This is a genomic window from Georgenia ruanii, assembly GCF_009193175.1.
GTDB lineage: Bacteria > Actinomycetota > Actinomycetes > Actinomycetales > Actinomycetaceae > Georgenia > Georgenia ruanii.
Window position 1 is genome coordinate 1 of record NZ_VUKE01000006.1, and the last position, 19,486, is coordinate 19,486.

The window sequence follows — 19,486 nt, forward strand, 5'->3', positions numbered from 1 at the left end:
GAACGGCCGACTCGAGCACCTCCGAGGCTCCGCCCTCGGCTTCCGCAACCTCACCAACTACATCGCCAGATCCCTGCTAGAGGCCGGCGGATTCAGACCCCGACTACACCCTCAATTCTGAAGAGCCCTTAATGTGCAATGCGTGCCAAGGGGGGATTCGGTTGTGATGGTTCAATGTGAAGTCGCAGCGCTTCTGTGGAAGTGCTCTCTTTCTGCGCGGTCTTCCGCGGTGGACTCCATCGCTCTCCGCGTGCCTCGGCGTAGTGGGTGACTGTCACTGGGCGTTGTCGGAGGTGGCAGCCCAAGGCGGTGGCGGGCAGTGGGGCGTCCTCCGCCAGCCTGCCGATGGGGCCGCAGCCGATGTCGCCGCACTCGAGCAGCGCGCCGGCGTAGCCGCTGTCGAGTAGGAGCGTGGCGGTGTCAAACGGGAGAGCTGCTTGGCCGCTAGACGAGATGTTTTCGGAGGCGAGCACCGCTCCGGTGACGGGGTCGAGGGTGACGCGGAGCTCCTCGATCGTGCCGTCGGGGTCGGGGGCCTGCCCTTTCGCTCGTGCGCGTTCGGCGAACTGGAGGTAGTCCCAGGGGAGAGTGACAGGTCCGGGTGCGGCTCGGAGGAGCCGGGCGGTTCGTCGATGTAACCGAAAAGGGCCCTGCCGTCGTCGTTCTGCAGGAAGCGGGAGCTCCGGGTGCAAAATGCCCGTTAGGTTGGAGACCCGACGACCAGTTGGGGACAAGATGACCACCGAGACGACCTGGCCACGGCGACGAATTCGCTTCCTTTTGGGATCGTGGGCGTCCTTCACCGCGGTGAGCTTGGTTGTAGTCGGGCTTCTCATCAAGTCTCGATCCGACGGCTGGAAGATCCTCGTCGGCGGGTATGACTACCTCGTCGACCTTGCTGGTTGGGCCCTCCTTCTGGTGGCCATCTCCGGGCTGTTCCTCGCCGCCGGCCGCATCGCCGCTACCGGCGCGTCTGCGACCGGCCGCGCGGACAGGGTCGCTTTCACGGTGCTCGTCATCATCTTGTGGTGCGTTGCGGCTGCGGCGAGCTTGGTGGCTCTTTTCATCACGAACGCCGGCGGTTACCACCGTCTCGAAACGCCGGCGAACAACAACCACTGGGCCGTCGAGCGAGGGCCCGCGCTCGGGGACGTCAGTTACAACCTCTACGTTTCCCCTGACGGTCTCCGTTACCGATTCAGCCGCGCCATGTCTCATAGTCGCGCGGAGTGGGACCCGTTCTCGCAGGGCGATTACCAGGTCACCGAAGAAGAGGGGGAGGTGTTGCTGCGCTACCGCACAGGACCAGAGCAGGAGGATGTCGCTGAGGTCCGCCTTGACTAGTTGGTTTGCGGATGCCTCGGCTGTTGAGGAAGTGATACCGCTGCCGCAGGCCGTGTGGTTCCACCAGGCTGACCAGGCGGAGGTCACGAACAGCGGTTCAGCGTTGTTGAGGCGATGCAGGCTGTCAGCACGATCAGGGTGAGGATGAAGATGCCGGCGCTGGTCAGTGCGGCACGACCGGGCGTAGTGGCTGTTTGGGTCGTTCGTTTCAGCAACGCTAGGGTGACGAGCGCGGCGACTGCTGGAATGGTCGCTGACGATAACGTCAAGAACTGCCCGACACTTTCAGACGCGGGCTCGTCGAATGGGCCCAGTGCCGCAAAGAAGAGCCCCATCACCGACGCCAAGGTGGCTAGGAGCACCATTCCCGTGGCGAGCACGGCCAACGACGAATGATCCCACGGTGGCTCATCATCTCCGGCCACCAGATACGCGATCAACGCAGCACACGTGACCCCCACACCAGCGGCAAGGAAGATCGAGCCCCAGATTCCGGGTCTTACGTCCGGGTGAGCGGCGCACGCAGCGTACGGCCCTGCTGCCGCCAGCATCATCCAAGCTCCGATGAACGCTGCGGTGAACCAGAGCAGTGCCACGGCGGCTAGAGCCATCCGTGTTTGGAGGCGGCCGGCTGTGCGGTCCCCGAGGGGGCGCGCTGAGAATGTGGGCACGTGCGTCTCCTTATCGCTCCAGCTGGAGGGGTGCGTCATAAGGGCCGCCGGGGAGGGTGGGGTAGCGCAGCGTGAGGTGATCATCGGGGTCGGTCTGCACCCGGTACTGACCGTCATCGAAGGGGTTGTACATCTCGCCGGAGAGGCTCTGGCCCGCCTCACGGAAGAGGAAGGGGTTGGTGGCGACGTAGAAGGTGTAGCTGGTGTCGCCGAGGCCCGAGGTCGCCTCTACGGCCCAGTGTCGATCGGTGCCGGGGGTGTGCAGGCGGGTAACACCCTCGAGGGCGACCCACGTAATTGAGCCGAAGATGACCAGGGCGGCGAGGATGCCACCAACAACGGCGACGAGCGTGAGGAAGATGGCCGTGAGCCGGGCGAGCCGGTCGCTCTGGGCGTAGAGCTTGCGGGCGGCGACAGCAGTGAGCCCGCACGTGCCGGTACCGACGATCCCCCACGCGAGGATCTCCAAGGCGAACTGCGGTACGGGCCCGACAACGACGGTCCACCCGCGGGCGCTGAGGACACGGAGGACGGCAATGACGAGCCCGCCGAGGGCGACGAAAGTGCCCGCCACCCGAACCAGCCAACGGTTGGTAGAGGTGACGGCCGGACTGTCGGCGGTATCGGTCATTTCTTTCCCATCCACACAGTGGCTCGGAACGCACCGTACGCGCGCCGAGCGGGGGAAAGGTGCGCGGGTGGGTGAGGAAGTGGTGAAGGTTCCACAGCCGCACCGTCGACAAACGTCATCTGATGGTTATGGGCTTGTACCCGTATCGTCCGGGACATTCGGGCCACTCTGAACCTGGCAGCCGTACGCGCTCGACTTCAAAGTTGCCGTCCGCGAGAACGGTTCCTCGCGCCTGTGCCCGGATGGTGATCTCGTGGAGATTTCCACGAAGCTCGTCATCGCCCTGCAGGTAAGGGGCATCCTGAGGGACGAGCCAGACGCCGTCCTTCTCGTGGGGGACGTCCATCGGGGTGCAATTCGGGCCCATGCACGCTGCGAGGGAGTCGACGCCGGGCACGGCCTGGACCTCGACCGGGCCGATGTAGAGATGCGCGACCGTGCTGCAGGCGCGGATCGGCCCGCCATGGGCAAGGAAGAAGGCGAGGACAGTGCCAATTGTGACGCTGACGATGCCGCCGATAAGCCACCTCCGCCACCTCATGTCTGGAGGGTAAGGATGCCGTGGGCGGCGAAGCCAGACCCGTCAGAGGGGCCGGAGCCCTGGCACTGCGACCTCAAGTCACGATCGGAGGATTGCAATATCGCCCCTAGTCTTTCGTGTGCTTGTCGCCCGACGGTGCAGCGGGCCGATGGGCGCGGATCGTCGCATGGGTGGGTGGTCATCTGGTGAGGAGCTTGGGCGCGAGGACGTCGCGGACGAATTCGACGCTTTCGGCAGGCACAGATCCCGCGGGGCTCGACTCGCTGATACCGATGTACGCCATGCGGGTTCCGTCGTTGGACTGCACCCGCATGTCGACCATCCACTCGGTGGCCCGGATTACGCCGGCGCCGCCGGGGACGGCGAAGGGCTGGTAGGTGGGGTCCTTCATGGCGTCGCGTTGTAGTTGGGCTCCGTCGTCGAAGTGGAGGGCGAAGGTGAGGAGGGTCCCGTTGGTGCGGTCCTCGAACGCGGCGTCGATGAAGGGCGTGCCTCCGACGGTGTTTCGGTCGATACGGACGGGGACGAAGCCGGTCCCCTCGACGAGGGCCTTGTACGGTGCCGCCTCCGGGGCAGTGAGCGGCTCTACCGTCTGCATGGGTTCCGCCGTCGGCGCGGGTGCGGTCGTCTGCGGGGGCCCTGTCGTCTGGGTGGGTTCGCCGGGCATGGTCGCGACGTAGGTGTCGTCGAGGTGGAGGGTGTACCCGGTGACCGTCGCCGCGGGGAGGTAGTCGATGCCGGAGGTGATGTTCTCGACGGCGAGCAGCTCGCCGGTGTCGGGGGCGAGGATGACCCGCGTCTCGTCCGTGTGGCCGTCGGGGTCCAGAGGCGGCTGATCGACGGGGGCCGGCCCGGATTGTGCCGGGTTGAATGGCCGGGGGTCGTCGACGTGGTGGGTAGTGCCGAAAGCGACTCCCACGCGACCGGCCCGGTCCTCCACGACGCCGTAGCTGGTCACGTCCAACGTGGCCAAGGCGTCGAGGAAGGCCGCCCGCTCCTCAGCGGTGTACTGACCGTAGAGGCCGATGGTGCGGACGTACGCGCCAAGCATCGTTGATGCGGCGTCATCCTTGGGTGCATCGCCGACGAGCCGTCGCACGATCTCCTGAGCACTGCCGGTCAGGTCCAACGGCGGTTCGGGTTCGCCAGGTTGGAAGTCGTAGTAGCCGTAGCGGGCGACTCCGTTGTCGGTCTGCAGTTGGCGTCCGGACCCGTCTGCGGCGACCCACCGCTCGAGCTGGGACGAGATTGCGTCCTGCCGCATCGTCCCATCGGCCATGAGCGTGAAAGACCACCGCTCCGACTCGTGGCGGAGGTACCGGTAGGGGCCGGTCGCGGGGGGCGGTTGGTCTAGACCGGCCGACCGGATCTTGTCGGCGAGCTCGGCGAGCTCGGCATTGCCGGTAGTCCCGGCGGGTTCGCTGTACGTCAGCATCGGGACGGTCGCCGCGGCCGGTGCGGTGGTGCCGTTGCCGGACAAGATGCCCGGCAGGGTGCTCGCGCCGGCCAGGCCCAGGACAAGGGCTGCGGCGGCACTGACCAGGGCCACACGCCGCCGGCGCGGAGGGGCCACTTCAGCGGGTTGGGCGCGGTCGTGGGCGAGCACCCAGCTGAGCGTGGCATCGGCCTGCTCTGGGCCAGCGAGCGGCTCGTGGCGGGTGGGGTCGAGGTCGGCGAGCTGGGCAAGGACGGTGTGCTCGGCGGTCATTGGCGTGCTCCTTCCTCGGTGAGTGGGCGTTCGGGCCAGGCGTCGATCTGGGGCAGGCGGTCGAGGATGCGCAGGAGATGGCGGCGGGCCCGCAGGAGCCGGACCCGGAACGTTCCGGCCTCGCAGCCGAGCACGGTCGCGGCCTCCCGGGCGGTCAGGCCGTCCCAAGCGACGAGGGTGAGCACCTCGCGCTCGCCGGGGGTGAGCATGCCCCAGGCGCGGACGAGGTCGGTGCGCGAGGCGACGTCGGCAGCGAGCTCGAGGTCCGCCGGCTCCGGTTCGGCCGCCAGGCGGACGTGGAGTGCGTGCCAGCGCCCGTGCGTGCGGGCCGCCGTGAGCATGAGGTTGCGGGCGATGCCGAACAACCACGGGCGCAGCTCTGCCGGCGCCGCGTCGAGGCGGCGCCAGGCCACCAGGAACGCCTCAGCGATGACGTCTTCTACCTGTGGGGGAGGCAGTCGCCGGCGCACGAAGCGCTCGAGCTCCGCGCGGTGCTCGCGATAGAGGCGCGTGAATTTCTCTGCGTCGGACAACCCACACCACCTCGTGCTCGGCGAACCAGCCCCGTCACCTTCTATATCGCCGGCACACCGCCGTCCGTTACATCCGAGCTTCTCGGTCACACTTCGCCGCCCACGGCGCCGAGGTCACGCAACTACGCACGCAGCTCCCGCACTGTGCCAATTCGAGGAGCGCGACACCCGGCACGCGTCGCCCGCGAGACCGCCGGCGCGTTCGCGGCCCTGGGCGGCGGCCTTCATGTGCTAACTCATGTGCTACCGGCCCTGTAGATCGGTGAATCACGACGTTGTCATCTCCCGACCGACCCGCCCAAATCCCAGCGTTTATGCGCCAAGACGACGTTCCCAGATCTTGCCGGCGAGGGGCTGGCGAACAGTTCGAATCCGTTGCTACCCAGCGCGACCGCGGCGTCCCGGCGGGAGCAACCCACGGCTGCGGGCCTTCGCGACCCAACCCTGTGCGGTGCTGAGGGCGACGCCATTGACTTGTGCCATCGTCGCTGACGGATTGTCGTCACCCTGGCCGGAGAGCTTGCCGTGCTGGAGCGCGACGAGTTCGTAGAAGTCGGGCACCTGCTTGGGGTTGCCGAGCGGCTTCAAGAGTTCGCGGTCGCTGATCTTTCGGCCGCTCGGGAGGACGACCTGGTTGCCGGTGACGGTGGTGACGCGCTTCATGGCGAAGAGGCGCTTGTTGATCGCTGCCTCGATCTTCGCGGTCGGGAGTTCTCGCAGGAGGTGGCTGGTGATGGGGTCGCCTGGCCGCCAGGGTAGGTAGATCACGCCGGTGATGCGCACTTCTTCCGGGGTGGCGTAGAGCTGTCGCTGCAAGCGGATCATCACGCGCGTGGCGGTCGCTTCGTGCTCGATGTAACGCCAGCGCCCCTCGGCGGTTTCGTTCTGCTCGGAGGCGCCGTCGCCGCCGCCCGGCGCCTGGTCGTCGTAGCCGAGCACACGGTCTATCTCGTCGCTGGCATCGTCGGCGCGCTCGCCAGGGAAGCGGGTGGCGAGGTGCCAACCGGCAGGCAGGTCGGCCTGGGTGAGCAAGCCGTCTGCGGCCTGATCCCAGGGGCGGGGCGTCGGAAGTGCCATGCGCACGAGATTATCGGGAACGGGCCCCCATCTCATGTGGTTGCAAGGACGCGGGTGCCGGTGTTAGATGTCAGGTAGTGGCACAAACGCTAGTTGCTGGTGACGTTCCCCCGGACCCGAGGAGGGGAAAGGGCATGACGGAAGCGACGAAGACGGACTACCTCACGCGTGCCGAGGCCGCCGCCCGCTGCCGCGTGCCTCTGCCAACGTTCGACAAGCTGCGCCGCGAGGGGCTGATCCCCCAACCGGACGCGGAGGTCGGCAAGCACAAGCTGTGGCGCGCGGACACGATCGAGGAGTTCCTCGAAGTCGGCGGGACGAGGCGCTGATGGCTGGGCGACCGTCGAAGAACTCCCCGCTGCGTCTCGACCCGCATACCGGCAGGCCCCTGCCCGAGGGCATCCGCTGGCGCGAGGATCGGCAGCGCTATCAGATTCGCGTGCTGGTGCCCGACCTGTACGGCAACTGGGCCGAGCGCGCACGCACCTTCCGCACGCTGAGCGAGGCGAAGAAGGAGCTCGCCAAGGCCGTCGCCGGGAAGAACCCGAACGGCGCGATGACGCTTGCGCAGTGGCATGAGCGGCACTGGTCGGCGATCGAGGCGTCGGTGCGACCGGGCACGGCACGCGCCTACGCCGTGGCGTGGCGCAGGCGGGTGCGGCCGACGCTCGGACACCTGAAGCTCGAGGCGATCACCTCACCCCTCATCGAGACGGCGATGGTCGGGTGGGAATGCTCGCCCTCGACCAAGGTTGACGCGCTCGCCCTCATCAGCCGACTGCTCGACGCGGCGCGCCGCGCGCGGATCATCGACTACAACCCGGCGCGCGAGATCAAGCGCCCGACCCAGGACGCCTCGACCTCTCCCACCTCGCGGGCGCTGACCATGCCGCAGGTGACGAGGATGCTCGAGCTCATCCCGGCCGGGGTCTATCGCCGCTACGCCGCCGCGCTCGTCTTCACCGGCATGCGGGCGGGGGAGGCGACCGCCATCCGGGTGCGCGACGTCGACCTGGCGCAAGGCGTGCTGCGCGTCAGCCGCAGCTTCTCGCCCGGCCTGAACGGGGAACTCATCGAGCAGAGCCCGAAGAGCCACAAGGAACGACAGGTGCCGATCGTCCAGGCGTTCCTGCCGTATGTGGACGAGGCCATGACGGGCAAGGGACCCGACGATCTGCTGTTCTCCGGGCCGAGCGGCGGCCGGCTCGTCGCGGCGAACTTCCGCCGGGCGGTGGACTGGGCGACGATCCGCACGGCGCTCGCCCGCCCCGACCTGCGCGTGCACGATCTGCGCCACACGTTCGCCACCATCCTGTTCGACGCCGGCGCGTCGGCACCGGACGTCCAAGCGGTGCTCGGGCACTCCAGCCTCCAGGTCACCGAGCGCTACTCGCGGGCACGCGAGGGTGTCGCCCGACGAGCGGGTGCGGTGTTCGACCGCCTCACCGGCGACGGATATGGCACGGATATGGCACAGCGCCCCGCGGGGCCCGGTCTGTGAGCGCCGTCAGCGCCACGGTGCCGAGGCTCCGAGCCGGCGGCGGCCACTCCGGAAACGGCGCCTGACCAGGACAAACGGCTGGCGGAACGAGCAAGGCCCCGCACTCGCGTGCGGGGCCTTGCGGCGGTGGCTCCGACCGGCGTCGATCCGGTGACCTTTCGATTTTCAGTCGAACGCTCTACCAACTGAGCTACAGAGCCTTGACACGAACGCCCAGTCCGAGGGACTGGGCGTCCGTACCGGCGACCCCGACGGGACTTGAACCCGCGACCTCCGCCGTGACAGGGCGGCGCGCTAACCAACTGCGCTACGGGGCCTCGTGTGAGGCTGTGGAGCCTGGTACTTCTATGAAGTTGTCGTCCTGCTGGCGGTGCGTACCCCCAACGGGATTCGAACCCGTGCTACCGCCGTGAAAGGGCGGGGTCCTAGGCCGCTAGACGATGGGGGCCCGTGAACTGCTTCTGGACTTCCCGTGACGCCGTGGCGCCCCTGGACCTCGAACAGCATAGGGGGAAGGAGGCGCCCGGAGCAAAGTCGGGAGGGTGTGCTTCCCGTCACGTACCCCGGAGGCTGGCGCGCACGCCGATCTCCGGCCGCGACCGCTGCAGGCGGAGGTCGGTCGCGAGAGCGCGCGCTCGCGCATCGGTCGCGACGGGCGAGGGGAGGCCGGTGTCCGGGGGAAGCAGGCAGGATGGACCCGTGGTGGAGATGACGCGCGAGGCGTTCGAGGAGGCCGTCGCGGACGCGCTGGACCTCATCCCGGCCGAGCTGACCGACAAGATGGACAACGTCGTCGTGCTCGTCGAGGACGAGCCCACCCCCGAGCAGCTGCAGGACGCCGAGGAGGATCTCCTCGGCATCTACGAGGGCACCCCGCTCACCGAGCGCGACTCCTGGTGGGCGGGTTCGCTGCCGGACCGCATCACCATCTTCCGCGGCCCCACGCTGCGCATGTGCGAGACCGCCGAGGAGGTGGTCGAGGAGGTCGCCGTCACGGTCATCCACGAGGTCGCCCACCACTTCGGCATCGACGACCACCGGCTGCACGAGCTGGGCTGGGCCTGAGCGGCCGCACGCCCGGCCGGCGCCCCGCCGGGTGGGCCTGAGCTCAGCCGGCCTCGCCCTCGGTGATCTCGCCGGTCACGCCGTCGGCGCCGCTCGACATGACGGTGCCGGTGCTGACCTCGACCATGCCGGTGTCGGCGGCGACCGCCCCGTCGAACGCGGGCAGCACGATCCCGCTCTCGTCGTCGACCGGCGCGCGGACCATGCTCACCGTGGCCCAGCCGCGGGCGAGCAGGTAGTGGTCGGTGCCCGGCTCCTCCTCGGCCTCCACGCCCGAGTAGGTCAGCTGGACGTAGTCGCTGCCCATCTCCCGCACCCGCGCCTGCACGGCACCGAAGCTGGCCAGCGTCGCCGGGCGCAGCCCGCGGAGCCGGTCGGGCGCGACGTCGGGGACGTTGATGTTGAGCACCCGGTCGTGCCAGGGCTCCTGCACGAGCCAGTGCAGCCCGTGCGCGGCCACCTGCTGGGCGGTGGCCCAGTGCTGGGGCTTGGCGGAGGCGATCGAGACCGCCATCCCGCGGATGCCGTGGGAGGAGGCGGACAGTGCCGCCCCGACCGTGCCGGAGTGCAGCGTGGCCCGGCCGGTGTTGGCGCCGAGGTTGACGCCGCTGAGCACGACGTCGGGCTTGGGGCCGAACGCGCCGAAGGCCGCCACGAACGCGATGAGCGCGGGGGCGGCCTTGACCCCGAAGGACTGCACCTCCTCCGGCAGGCCCGGGGGCCGCTCGTCGACGAGCACGAGGTGCCCGTCCTCCTCCTGGGCCGTCAGCGAGGCGCTGGCGCCGGAGTACTGCCGGTGCGGGGCGGCGACGACGACCTCGTGGCCGGCGTCGAGGGCCGTCTGGGCCAGGACGGTCAGACCGGGGGACGCGATGCCGTCGTCGTTGGTGACGAGAACCCGCACCGGGATCATCTCCTTCGTGTCGAGTGCCGGTTCCCATCTTTCCCGTCCGGCCCGGATCTCGCCCGGCGCACGAGTGGACCCGACCCGTCGCCCTCCCCGCCGGCGGCCGGAGGCGACGGCGCCCCCGTCACCTTCTTCGCGGCCCTACCCGGTCTCGCGGACCGTGATGCGCTGGGCGAACCGCTCGATCTGGTCGCGCCGGCCCGTGCCCAGCCCGCGGCGGGTGACGTTGAGCGCCCCGGCGGCGGCGCCGAGCCGGACGGCGTCGGCGACGTCGAGGCCGCGGCCGAGGCCGACGGCGATGCCGGCCGTCATCGAGTCGCCCGCCCCGCGGTGCTCCAGCGGCGTGATCACCGGCCCCTCGGCCTGACGCACGCCGTCGGCGGTGATGAGCAGCGAGGGGTCCTGCGCCCGTGAGATGACCATGGCGCGCACGCCCATCTGCACCAGCCGCCGGCCCGCCGCGATCAGGGACGCCGGCTCCGCGTCGGGTGCCAGCCCGGCGGCGCAGACCTCCTCGTGGCTCAGCTTCAGCACGTGCGGGCCGGCCTTGGCCGCCGACAGCGCCGCCTCGCCGGACAGGTCCGCGACCACGGTGCGCCCCGCCTGGCGCAGGTCCCGCACGATCCGCCCGAAGAACGTGGCGGGGACGACGCCGGCCGGCTCGGCGCCGGTGACGACGAGGACGTCGGCCTCGAGGGCGTCGACCAGGACGGTGCCGTACAGGTCGTCCAGCTCGTGCCGGTTGAGCGCGAAGGGCGGCATGTGGGCGACGGTCTCGCGGTCCTCGCCGCGCAGGTCGTGCACGTAGGCGCCGTTGCCCCCGCCGTAGGTCACGCCGTGGATCGTCAGCTTGTCCGTGGTGAGCATCTGGGCCACCAGCGGGCCGATCTCCCCGCCGAAGGGGCCGCACACGGTCACCTCCGCCCCCAGGGAGACCGCCATGCGGGCCACCCACAGGCCCTGGCCGCCGGGGTGCAGGTGCACGTCCGCCTGCTGCGCCGATCGTCCCGCGACGCCCTGGTGGTCGGCGATCTCGACGACGAGCAGCGGGGTGGGCGCGAGCACGCAGATGCGGGGCCGGCGCGGGGCGCCGTCGGGGGACGGGCCCGGCGTCCGGGCGACCGGCAGGCGGCCGCCGGGCTCGCCGTCCCGCGGGAACAGCCCGGAGAAGCCGGTGGGGGCGCCGTCCATGAGCGGAGCGTAGGTGCGCCGTCCGGCGCCCGCGAGCGGCGGACGGCGGCGCCGCCCGCCACGTCTAGGCACGGCACCTCGACCCGGGGCACCATATGGGGATGACGAGCCCGAAGCCGGCGACGAGCACGCCCCCCGTGCGCATCATCGAGGGCCAGGCGGCGAGCGAGCGCGCCGCCCGGGCGCTCGAGGCCTACTTCGACGAGCTCGACGAGCGCATCGCCGGCGGCTTCGACCCCGCGCTGACCGAGCAGGTCGACCCCGACGACGTCACGCCGCCCCAGGGCGACTTCCTCCTGCTCACCGAGCTCACCACCGGGAAGGTGCTCGGGTGCGGCGGGGTGCGGGTGCTGCCCGGCGGGGACGTCGAGCTGCGCCGGATGTGGCTGGTGCCGGACGCCCGCGGCAAGGGGCTGGGCCGGTTCCTGCTGCGGACCCTGGAGAACCGGGCCCGCGCGCTGGGCGGCCGGCGGGTGGTGCTCAGCGTCAACGAGTCGCTGACCGAGGCCATCGCCCTGTACAAGTCGGCGGGCTATGCCGCCACCGAACCGTTCGAGGACAACCCCTACGTCACGGTGTTCCTCGGCAAGGACCTCTGACCGCGCCCGGCTCGTCCCCGCCCGGCTCGTCCCGCCGATCCCCAGGAACCTTCCGGGGACGCCACCTTAGCCTGGAGCCATGACCCCCGCCGAGCTGGCCCACACCGTCGAGAAGTCCGTCGACATCCTGACCCTGGTCCTCTGGTTCGTCGGGGGCGTCCTGGCCGGTCTGGTCGGCAGCTTCCTGCTCACCGGCGTCCTGCGGGTCATCGGGCACCGCCGGCCCTTCGCCGCGATGATCGTCCACCGCGCCCGCCGGCCGGTGCGCGCCATCCTCGTCGTGCTCGGCGCCTGGACCGGTCTCCTGCTCGGCGTCCCGGAACCTCGTAGCCGTTGGTTCGCCGTGACCCAGCACGGCCTGCTGATCGTCCTCATCGCCGCCTGCACCTGGTTCCTCGCCGCGCTGATCCGCGTGATCGAGGACGCCGCGCTCATGCGGATCCAGCGCGTGGGGGCGACGGCGCGGGCGCGCCGGGTGCAGACCCAGGCGCAGGTGCTGCGCCGGGTGGGCGTGGCGATCATCGTCGTCCTGGGCATCGCCGGGGTGCTGCTGACCTTCCCCGGCATGCGGGCCGCCGGCGCCAGCATCCTCGCCTCGGCCGGCGTGCTGTCCGTCGTCGCCGGCCTCGCCGCCCAGACCACCCTCGGCAACGTCTTCGCCGGCTTCCAGCTGGCCATGACCGACGCCATCCGCGTCGACGACGTCGTCATCGTCGAGAAGCAGTTCGGGCACATCGAGGAGATCACCCTGACGTACGTGGTCGTCCGGCTGTGGGACGACCGCCGCATGATCATGCCCTCGACGTACTTCACCACCCAGCCCTTCGAGAACTGGACCCGCCAGGCGCCGGCCCTGCTGGGCACCGTGGAGTTCGAGGTGGACTGGCGCGTGCCGGTGCCGCGGATGCGCCTGGAGCTCGAGCGGCTCCTGCGCCTGACGGACCTGTGGGACGGCCGGGTCGGCATCCTCCAGGTGGAGAACGCCACCGGCGGGTCGCTGCTCGTGCGGGCCCTCGTCTCGGGCAAGGACGCCCCCACGCTCACCGACCTGAAGTACTTCCTGCGGGAGAACCTGGTCGACTGGCTGCAGACCCAGGTGCCCTACGCCCTGCCGTTCCGCCGGTTCGAGCAGCAGGAGGTCACCCGGCTCTTCGACGACAGCCGCGACCCGCGCTACGCCGAGGCCGCCGAGGAGATGGAGGAGCTCGCCGAGCTCGACGGCGCCCGCCGGCCCGCCGACGACACCCTGGTCGTCCCCGCCGCGAACGAGAGCCCCCAGGAGCGCCGGGAGCGGCAGGCGGCGGCCCGCCGCGCGCGCCGGCGCGCGGAGAAGGAGGACCGGCGCCGCTCCCGCTTCGAGGGGCTGCACCACCGCGAGGAGGCCCTGCACCACCGCTACCCCTCCCAGGACGAGACCCAGCGGCTGGACCCGCGCGCGCTCGCCCTCGAGGCCGAGCGGGCCGCCGCGGCCGCGTCCGAGCGGGCCGACGAGCCCGCGTCGGAGCGGGACGGCGCGGCCGGCCCCGAGGGCGCCGGTGCGTCCGGGGACGGCGCCCGCCGCGGCGACACCGGGCGGTCTGGGACCCCGCCCGTCGAGACCGAGAACCGGCCGACGCGCACGTCCCTGCGCGAGCGGGCGAGCCGCCTGCCGATCACGGACCCGCACGGGACGGCCGTGCTGCCCGGCGCCGGTGAGCCCGCCGCGCACGAGGGCTCCACCGCCCGGGCCGGCCACGAGGCGAGCATCTTCTCCGGCTCGCCCGAGGCGGAGGAACGCGCCCAGGCCTTCGCCGGGCCCGGTCAGGAGGCGCTGGACGAGCGCGAGCTGACCGCCGACCGCAAGCGCGTGGAGAATCAGCGGGCCGAGCAGCTCTACGGTCGGGACGCCGCGCCCGACGACGGCGGCGACGGCGACGGCGGCGGCGGCGAGGGCGACTGACCGGCACCGCCGGCCGGGCGCGGGACCTCCGCGCCGGCGGGCTCGGGTCCGCCGCACGTGACGGGCGTCCGGATCTGGCGCACGATGGAGCCATGAAGATCACCAAGTCCGAGGAGCAGTGGCGCGCCGAGCTCACCCCGGTCGAGTACCACGTGCTCCGCGAGGCCGGCACCGAGCGGCCCTACACCGGCGAGCTGCTGGGCGAGCACCGGGTGGGCGTCTACCGCTGCCGCGCCTGCGGCGCCGAGCTGTTCCGGTCCACCACGAAGTTCGAGTCCCACTGCGGCTGGCCCAGCTTCTACGCCCCGCAGGACACCGACGCCGTCGAGCTCCTCGAGGACCGCACCCTCGGCATGGTGCGCACCGAGGTCCGGTGCGCCGCCTGCGGCTCCCACCTCGGCCACGTCTTCGACGACGCCCCGCAGACGCCCACCGGCGACCGCTACTGCATGAACTCCGTCTCGCTGACCTTCGAGGAGCGGCCCGACGGCGCCGAGGCGCCGTGACGGCGCTGCGCCTGCTCACCCTCAACCTCCAGCACGGCCTGCCGGCCGTGGGCTCGCCCCGCAACGGCCGGCCCGCGAGCGCCGAGGTCCTCGCCGCGGCGGCGGAGGAGATCGCGGCGGTGGGCGCCGACGTCGTCCTGCTCCAGGAGGTCGACCGGCACCAGGCCCGCTCGGGGCGGGTGGACCAGGCCGCGCTGCTCGCCGACGCGCTCGGCCTGCGCGCCCACCGCTTCGCGGCCGCGCTCGCCGGCTCCGCCTCCGGCCTGCACGTGCGCGCCCGGCGCAGCGACGCCGGCCGCGGGTTCGGCGTCGCCCTGCTCAGCCGCTTCCCGGTCCGCTCCTGGCACGTGCTGCCCCTGCGCGGCACCGGGCTGCGGCTGCGCCGCGGCGGGGACCTGCTCGGCTGGTCCCTGGGCGGCTGGTTCCCCGCCTTCGACGAGAGCCGGGTCTGCCTGGCCGCGGTGCTGCGCACCCCCGACGGCCCGCTCACCGTCGCCGTGACCCACCTGTCGACGATCCCGGAGGTCGCCCGCGCCCAGCTGGCGCGCAGCGCCGCCGCGGTCGCCACCCTGCCGGGCCCCCGCGTGCTCGGCGGCGACCTCAACCTCCCGCCCGACGCCGTCGCCCTGCCCGGCTGGACGGCGCTCGCGAGCGCACGGACCTTCAGCAACGCCCGCCCGCGCATGCAGCTCGACCACCTGCTCGGCGCCGGTGTCGCGGCCGCCGGGGCGGGCCGGGCCCACCACTTCTCCGTCTCCGACCACGCGGGCCTGAGCGTCGACGTCGCCGCCGCCGGCTGAGCGCCCGCCGGCCGGGACGGGCGGGGGCCGGCGCGCCCGCCGGGACCGTCTGCGGCCCGATCCTCGCCCTGGACCCCGGTTCAGGGCGGTGAGCGTCCGGTGGGAGGATGTCGGGGGCGCCGGACAGGGAGGTGAGGAGTGGAAGCGGTCCTCACGGGCTTCGGGTCCCTCGCCGTCGTCGTGGCCCTGGGCTACGGGCTCGGCCGCTTGGGCATCCTCGGCACCGGCGCCGACCACGTCCTCTCCCGCCTGACCTTCTACGCCGCCACCCCGGCGCTGATGTTCCTCACCGTCGCCGGCGCCCGGGTGAGCGACATCTTCTCCGCCGGCGCGCTGGCCAACATCGTCGCGGTGGCTGTGGCGGCGCTGCTCTACGCGCTGGTGGCCCGGGTGCTGCTGCGCCGCCGCGGCGCCGAGGTGACGCTCGGGGCGCTGAGCGCGAGCTACGTCAACGCCGGCAACCTCGGCATCCCCATCCTCGTCTTCGCGACCGGCTCGGCCGCGGCCATCGCACCGATCCTGCTCCTGCAGCTGCTCGTCATGGTGCCAATCGGGTTCGCCGTCCTGGACGTCCAGACCGGGCGCCACGGCATCTCCGTCGGCCAGGTCCTCCTCACCCCGGTGCGCAACCCGCTGGTCATCGGGGTCGCGCTCGGGCTGCTGTTCTCCGTCACCGGCTGGCGGCTGCCCGACCCGGTCCTCGCGCCGATCGAGATGCTCGGCCACATGGCCGTGCCGACGATGCTCATCGCCTTCGGGCTGTCGTTGCACGGCGCCCCGCTGCCCGGCACCGGCCGCGAGCGGGGGCCGCTGTGGGCCGCCGTCGGGATCAAGACCGTCGTGGCGCCCGCGGTGGCGTACCTGCTCGCCCGCGAGGCGCTGGGGCTGAGCGGGACCGAGCTGCTCGCCACCGTCATCGTCGCCGCGCTGCCGACGGCGCAGAACGTCTTCGTCTACGCCATGCGCTACGGCCGGGCGGTGCCGCTGGCACGCGACGCCGTGCTGCTCAGCACGCTGGTGTGCATCCCCGTGGTCGTCGCCCTGGCCGGGGTGCTCGCGTGAGCCGCCAGCCCGCGTCGCGGGTGCCCGCCCCCGCCCTGTTCATGGCCTCCGGGGTGAGCCAGTACCTCGGCGCCGCCATCGCCGTCGAGCTCTTCGTCCTCATGCCGGCGGCCACCGTGGCGTGGTGGCGGGTGGTCGTGGCGGCCGTGTTCCTGGTGCTGTGGCGGCGGCCGTGGCGGCACGGCTGGACGCCGCGCGACCTGGCCACCTCCGGGCTGTTCGGGGTGGTGCTCGCCGGGATGAACCTGCTGTTCTACGGGGCGATCGCGCACCTGCCGCTGGGCACCGCCGTGTCGCTGGAGTACCTCGGGCCGGTCGCGGTGGCCGCCCTGGGCGGGCGCGGGGCCCGGGCGCGCGTGGCCGTGGTCCTCGCCCTGCTCGGCGTGGTGTCGATCTCCGGGCTGGGGCTGGACTGGGCGGCGCCGGGGACGGCGGTGGGCGTCGCCTTCGCGCTCGCGGCCGGGGCGGCGTGGGCCGGCTACATCGTCCTGGGCCGGCGCATCGCCACGGCGCGCAGCGGGCTGGACTCGCTGGCGGTGGGCATGGCCGTCGGCGCGCTGGTCTACACCCCGCTCGCGGCCGGCACGGCCGGGGCGGCGCTGGCGTCCCCGGGGCTGGCACTGGCGGTGGTCGGGGTGGGCCTGCTCTCCTCGGCGGTGCCCTACGCCGTCGACCAGGTGGCGCTGACCCGGCTGAGCGCGCCCACCTTCGCACTGCTGACGGCCCTGCTGCCGACGACGTCGCTGCTCGTCGGTCTCGTCGTGCTGCGGCAGGTGCCGAGCCCGGGGGAGCTCCTCGGCCTCGTGCTCGTCAGCGTCGCCGTGGCCCTGGCCTCCCGGGGCGAGGGCGGGCCGGGGCGGCGCTGACCCGCGCGGCCCGGCAGGCTACGGCGCGCCCGGGAGCCCCGGTGCGACGCCCTCGCCTCCGGCGCGCACCGAGGCGGCGCGCGCCAGCCAGCCCGGCGGCAGCCAGGCCCCGGACGCGAGCTGCGGGTGGCCGGGGTGGGCGGCGAGGGCCCACATCGCGAAGAGCAGCTCGGCCCAGTCGGACTCGAGCAGCCAGCGCACCGGCCCCGTGGTGGACTGCCCCGACAGGTCCACCAGCCCGGGCCGGCCCACCTCGCACGCCCCGACGGCGGCGTAGGACCACGCCGCCAGCCCGCCCGGGGCGGAGAGGTAGAAGCCGTGGGTGGAGACGGTGAGCAGGCCGGTGCCGGCCGCCTCCCAGCGGGGCGCGGCGTCGCGCTCGGCGGCGCGCTTGCGGCGGGCGTTGCCCACCAGCTGCCCGGCCGCGACGGCGGCGGTCGCCGCCAGGCCCACCGCGCCGGTGGCGAAGAAGAAGCCCGAGCTGCGCCGGTAGGAGCCGTCCCCCGCGCGGAGCACGTACCGGGTGAACGGCCCGGCGGCGAGGAGGGTCTCGCCGTCGGCGAGCTGGGGGCGCACCGCGGACGCGACCGGGTCGGGGGGCCGCACCGGCAGGCCGCGCGCCCCCGCCAGGGCCAGCTCGCAGGTGAGCCACAGGGCCCGGTCCCGCTGCGTCCACTGCTCGGCCACGCCCCGACCTTAACGGGGCCGGGCCGCGTCCCGCGTGCGCCTCCTCACCGGACGCGCCAGCCCCGCAACCGCCCGTCCCGTGCGATACTCCTCCCAGGGCGCGCCGTGACCGGCGTCCCGACATCGCACAGCACGGCTACAGCGCCGGCGGCCCGGCCGCCGATGACGCGGACGGCGGAGATGCCTGCGGTGACCTCCTGCTGAGAGAAGTGCCCCTTCGTGCTCGACACCACCACACCTCGTACGACCCTGCCCACCGACGGCGCCTCCTTCGCGGCGCTCGGCGTCCCCGCGCCGTTGGTCCGGTCCCTGTCCTCGCGCGGGATCACCGCGCCGTTCCCCATCCAGTCCGCCACCCTGCCGGACACCCTCGCCGGGCGCGACGTGCTCGGCCGCGGCCGCACCGGCTCGGGCAAGACGCTCGCCTTCGCGCTCCCGCTCGTCGCCCGCCTGGCCGCGTTGGTGCCCTCGGGCGAGCCCATCCCCGGGCGCAGCGCGCCGTCCCACCCGCGCGGCCTCGTCCTCGCGCCCACCCGCGAGCTGGCCACCCAGATCGCCGAGACCGTCACCCCGCTCGCGGAGGCCGCCGGGCTGCGCGTCACCACGATCTTCGGCGGGGTCAAGCAGGGCCGGCAGGTCGAGGCGCTCCAGCGCGGTGTCGACATCGTCGTCGCGTGCCCCGGGCGCCTCGAGGACCTCATGCACCAGAAGCTCGTCCACCTCGACGCCGTGGCCGTCACGGTCCTCGACGAGGCCGACCACATGGCCGACCTCGGCTTCCTGCCCGGGGTGACCCGGATCCTCAAGGCCACCCCGGCCGGCATCCAGCGGCTGCTGTTCTCCGCCACCCTCGACAACGGCGTGGACAAGCTCGTCAGGCAGTTCCTCCGCAACCCGCTGCACCACTCCGTGGACTCCGCCGCCTCGCCCGTGGCGGCGATGGTGCACCACGTCTTCGAGGTGGCCGGCACCGAGGAGAAGAACGAGCTCGTGCGCACCCTCGCCTCGGGGACCTCCCGCCGGATGCTGTTCACCCGCACCAAGCACCAGGCCAAGAAGCTCGCCCGCCAGCTCACCGCTTCGGGGATTCCCGCCGTCGAGCTGCACGGCAACCTCTCCCAGAACGCCCGCGAGCGCAGCCTCGACGCCTTCGCCTCCGGCGAGGTCCGGGTGATGGTGGCCACCGACATCGCGGCCCGCGGCATCCACGTCGACGACGTCGAGCTCGTCGTCCACGTCGACCCGCCGGCCGAGCACAAGGCCTACCTGCACCGCTCCGGGCGCACCGCCCGCGCCGGGCACGGCGGCGACGTCGTCACCGTCGTCCTGCCCGAGCAGCGCGGCGACTTCCGCCAGCTGGCCCGGGCCGCGAAGATCCACGCCACCCCGGCGCGCGTGACGGCCACCGACCCGCGCGTGCTCACGCTGGTCGGCGACGTCGCGCCGACCGTCGCCCCCGACCGGGCCCCGGTGGCCGCCTCGCGCAAGCCCGCGCCGCAGCAGCCGAAGGCCGCCCGGTCCGCCGCGGCGGGCCGCCAGCGCGGAGGCGCGGCGGGCGGGCACCGCACGGGTGACGTCGCCGCGGCGGCCCCCGCCGCCCGTTCGTCCCGGTCGCGCCGCGGCCGCGGCGCCGGCGCGACCGCCCGGTCCGGCAGCGCCGGGGGCGGCTCCCGCCCGGTCTACAGCTCCACGACGGGGGAGGCGCCGGCGGGTAGTGGTCTCCGGGGCGGCGCCGAGCCGGCGTCGCGTCCCCGCGGGCGGCGCCGGGCGACGGCGAGCGGCCGGCACGCCTGACCGGCGGCGAGCCTCTACCACACTTGTGCCTCCGCGCACAACCCCCCTCGACGTGCGGGCCGTT

General features: G+C 72.6%; 20 protein-coding genes and 3 tRNA genes. 11 read left to right on the forward strand and 12 right to left on the reverse strand.

Annotated elements, in window-relative coordinates; translation table 11 throughout:
* Window positions 1–735: 735 nt before the first annotated feature.
* Window positions 736–1,344: a hypothetical protein gene (locus GD880_RS07715; RefSeq protein WP_152231057.1), complete on the forward strand. Its 609-nt coding sequence runs from the start codon at window positions 736–738 to the stop codon at window positions 1,342–1,344.
* Between the two features lie 83 nt (window positions 1,345–1,427).
* On the opposite strand, the gene GD880_RS07720 is transcribed toward GD880_RS07715, so the two are convergent.
* From GD880_RS07720 to GD880_RS07745, 6 genes are all read right to left on the reverse strand, one after another.
* Window positions 1,428–1,940 (reverse strand): hypothetical protein, encoded by a 513-nt coding sequence (locus tag GD880_RS07720; RefSeq protein WP_152231058.1) that lies wholly within the window; start codon window positions 1,938–1,940, stop codon window positions 1,428–1,430.
* Window positions 1,941–2,025: 85 nt separating this feature from the next.
* Window positions 2,026–2,589 carry a hypothetical protein gene (locus tag GD880_RS07725; protein ID WP_152231059.1) on the reverse strand — a complete coding sequence of 188 codons (564 nt, stop codon included), beginning with the start codon at window positions 2,587–2,589 and terminating at the stop codon, window positions 2,026–2,028.
* A 172-nt stretch (window positions 2,590–2,761) separates the two neighbouring features.
* Window positions 2,762–3,187: a hypothetical protein gene (locus tag GD880_RS07730; RefSeq protein ID WP_152231060.1), complete on the reverse strand. Its 426-nt coding sequence runs from the start codon at window positions 3,185–3,187 to the stop codon at window positions 2,762–2,764.
* A 178-nt stretch (window positions 3,188–3,365) separates the two neighbouring features.
* Complete coding sequence (locus tag GD880_RS07735; protein ID WP_152231061.1) at window positions 3,366–4,895, reverse strand: hypothetical protein; 1,530 nt, start codon at window positions 4,893–4,895, stop codon at window positions 3,366–3,368.
* Entirely contained in the window at window positions 4,892–5,428 is a 537-nt protein-coding gene (locus tag GD880_RS07740; RefSeq protein WP_152231062.1) for an RNA polymerase sigma factor, read from the reverse strand. Before GD880_RS07740 ends, GD880_RS07735 begins: the two co-directional genes overlap by 4 nt.
* 378 nt (window positions 5,429–5,806) lie before the next feature.
* Window positions 5,807–6,505: a hypothetical protein gene (locus GD880_RS07745; RefSeq protein ID WP_152231063.1), complete on the reverse strand. Its 699-nt coding sequence runs from the start codon at window positions 6,503–6,505 to the stop codon at window positions 5,807–5,809.
* A gap of 134 nt (window positions 6,506–6,639) precedes the next feature.
* Between GD880_RS07745 and GD880_RS07750 the strand changes: the two genes are divergently transcribed.
* Window positions 6,640–6,834 carry a MerR family transcriptional regulator gene (locus GD880_RS07750; protein WP_152231064.1) on the forward strand — a complete coding sequence of 65 codons (195 nt, stop codon included), beginning with the start codon at window positions 6,640–6,642 and terminating at the stop codon, window positions 6,832–6,834.
* Window positions 6,834–8,006: a tyrosine-type recombinase/integrase gene (locus tag GD880_RS07755; protein ID WP_152231065.1), complete on the forward strand. Its 1,173-nt coding sequence runs from the start codon at window positions 6,834–6,836 to the stop codon at window positions 8,004–8,006. The genes GD880_RS07750 and GD880_RS07755 overlap by 1 nt, the downstream gene beginning before the upstream one ends.
* Window positions 8,007–8,133: 127 nt before the next feature.
* On the opposite strand, the gene GD880_RS07760 is transcribed toward GD880_RS07755, so the two are convergent.
* The 3 genes from GD880_RS07760 to GD880_RS07770 form a co-directional block, all read right to left on the reverse strand.
* Window positions 8,134–8,206 (reverse strand) — tRNA-Phe (locus GD880_RS07760).
* A 43-nt stretch (window positions 8,207–8,249) separates the two neighbouring features.
* Window positions 8,250–8,323 (reverse strand) — tRNA-Asp (locus GD880_RS07765).
* 58 nt (window positions 8,324–8,381) lie between these two features.
* Window positions 8,382–8,454, reverse strand: a tRNA-Glu gene (locus tag GD880_RS07770).
* A gap of 251 nt (window positions 8,455–8,705) precedes the next feature.
* On the opposite strand from GD880_RS07770, the gene GD880_RS07775 reads away from it, so the two are divergent.
* Window positions 8,706–9,071, forward strand: coding sequence for a metallopeptidase family protein (locus GD880_RS07775; RefSeq protein WP_152231066.1), 366 nt, complete (start codon window positions 8,706–8,708; stop codon window positions 9,069–9,071).
* 43 nt (window positions 9,072–9,114) lie between these two features.
* On the opposite strand, the gene surE is transcribed toward GD880_RS07775, so the two are convergent.
* Together surE and GD880_RS07785 are read right to left on the reverse strand one after the other, a co-directional pair.
* Window positions 9,115–9,975, reverse strand: coding sequence for a 5'/3'-nucleotidase SurE (surE, locus tag GD880_RS07780; RefSeq protein ID WP_152231067.1), 861 nt, complete (start codon window positions 9,973–9,975; stop codon window positions 9,115–9,117).
* Window positions 9,976–10,119: 144 nt separating this feature from the next.
* Window positions 10,120–11,169 (reverse strand): 1-phosphofructokinase family hexose kinase, encoded by a 1,050-nt coding sequence (locus GD880_RS07785; protein ID WP_152231068.1) that lies wholly within the window; start codon window positions 11,167–11,169, stop codon window positions 10,120–10,122.
* 101 nt (window positions 11,170–11,270) lie between these two features.
* Here GD880_RS07785 and GD880_RS07790 point away from each other — a divergent pair, with 101 nt between their 5' ends.
* The 6 genes from GD880_RS07790 (at window position 11,271) to GD880_RS07815 (ending at window position 16,941) form a co-directional block, all read left to right on the forward strand.
* Window positions 11,271–11,768: a GNAT family N-acetyltransferase gene (locus GD880_RS07790; protein ID WP_226909462.1), complete on the forward strand. Its 498-nt coding sequence runs from the start codon at window positions 11,271–11,273 to the stop codon at window positions 11,766–11,768.
* 79 nt (window positions 11,769–11,847) lie between these two features.
* Window positions 11,848–13,707, forward strand: a complete 1,860-nt coding sequence (locus tag GD880_RS20295) for a mechanosensitive ion channel family protein (protein WP_226909463.1) — start codon at window positions 11,848–11,850, stop codon at window positions 13,705–13,707.
* A gap of 92 nt (window positions 13,708–13,799) precedes the next feature.
* Window positions 13,800–14,213 carry a peptide-methionine (R)-S-oxide reductase MsrB gene (msrB, locus tag GD880_RS07800; RefSeq protein ID WP_152231070.1) on the forward strand — a complete coding sequence of 138 codons (414 nt, stop codon included), beginning with the start codon at window positions 13,800–13,802 and terminating at the stop codon, window positions 14,211–14,213.
* Window positions 14,210–15,013: an endonuclease/exonuclease/phosphatase family protein gene (locus GD880_RS07805; protein WP_193314407.1), complete on the forward strand. Its 804-nt coding sequence runs from the start codon at window positions 14,210–14,212 to the stop codon at window positions 15,011–15,013. Before msrB ends, GD880_RS07805 begins: the two co-directional genes overlap by 4 nt.
* A 138-nt stretch (window positions 15,014–15,151) precedes the next feature.
* Window positions 15,152–16,075, forward strand: coding sequence for an AEC family transporter (locus tag GD880_RS07810; protein WP_152231072.1), 924 nt, complete (start codon window positions 15,152–15,154; stop codon window positions 16,073–16,075).
* The gene (locus GD880_RS07815) at window positions 16,072–16,941 is read left to right on the forward strand and encodes an EamA family transporter (RefSeq protein WP_319593257.1); all 870 of its coding nucleotides are present in this window, start codon (window positions 16,072–16,074) and stop codon (window positions 16,939–16,941) included. Before GD880_RS07810 ends, GD880_RS07815 begins: the two co-directional genes overlap by 4 nt.
* Window positions 16,942–16,959: 18 nt before the next feature.
* On the opposite strand, the gene GD880_RS07820 is transcribed toward GD880_RS07815, so the two are convergent.
* A complete protein-coding gene (locus tag GD880_RS07820) occupies window positions 16,960–17,628 on the reverse strand; it encodes a hypothetical protein (protein ID WP_152231073.1) in 669 nt (222 codons plus the stop codon).
* A gap of 219 nt (window positions 17,629–17,847) precedes the next feature.
* Here GD880_RS07820 and GD880_RS07825 point away from each other — a divergent pair, with 219 nt between their 5' ends.
* Window positions 17,848–19,422: a DEAD/DEAH box helicase gene (locus GD880_RS07825; protein ID WP_226909464.1), complete on the forward strand. Its 1,575-nt coding sequence runs from the start codon at window positions 17,848–17,850 to the stop codon at window positions 19,420–19,422.
* Window positions 19,423–19,486 lie beyond the last annotated feature (64 nt).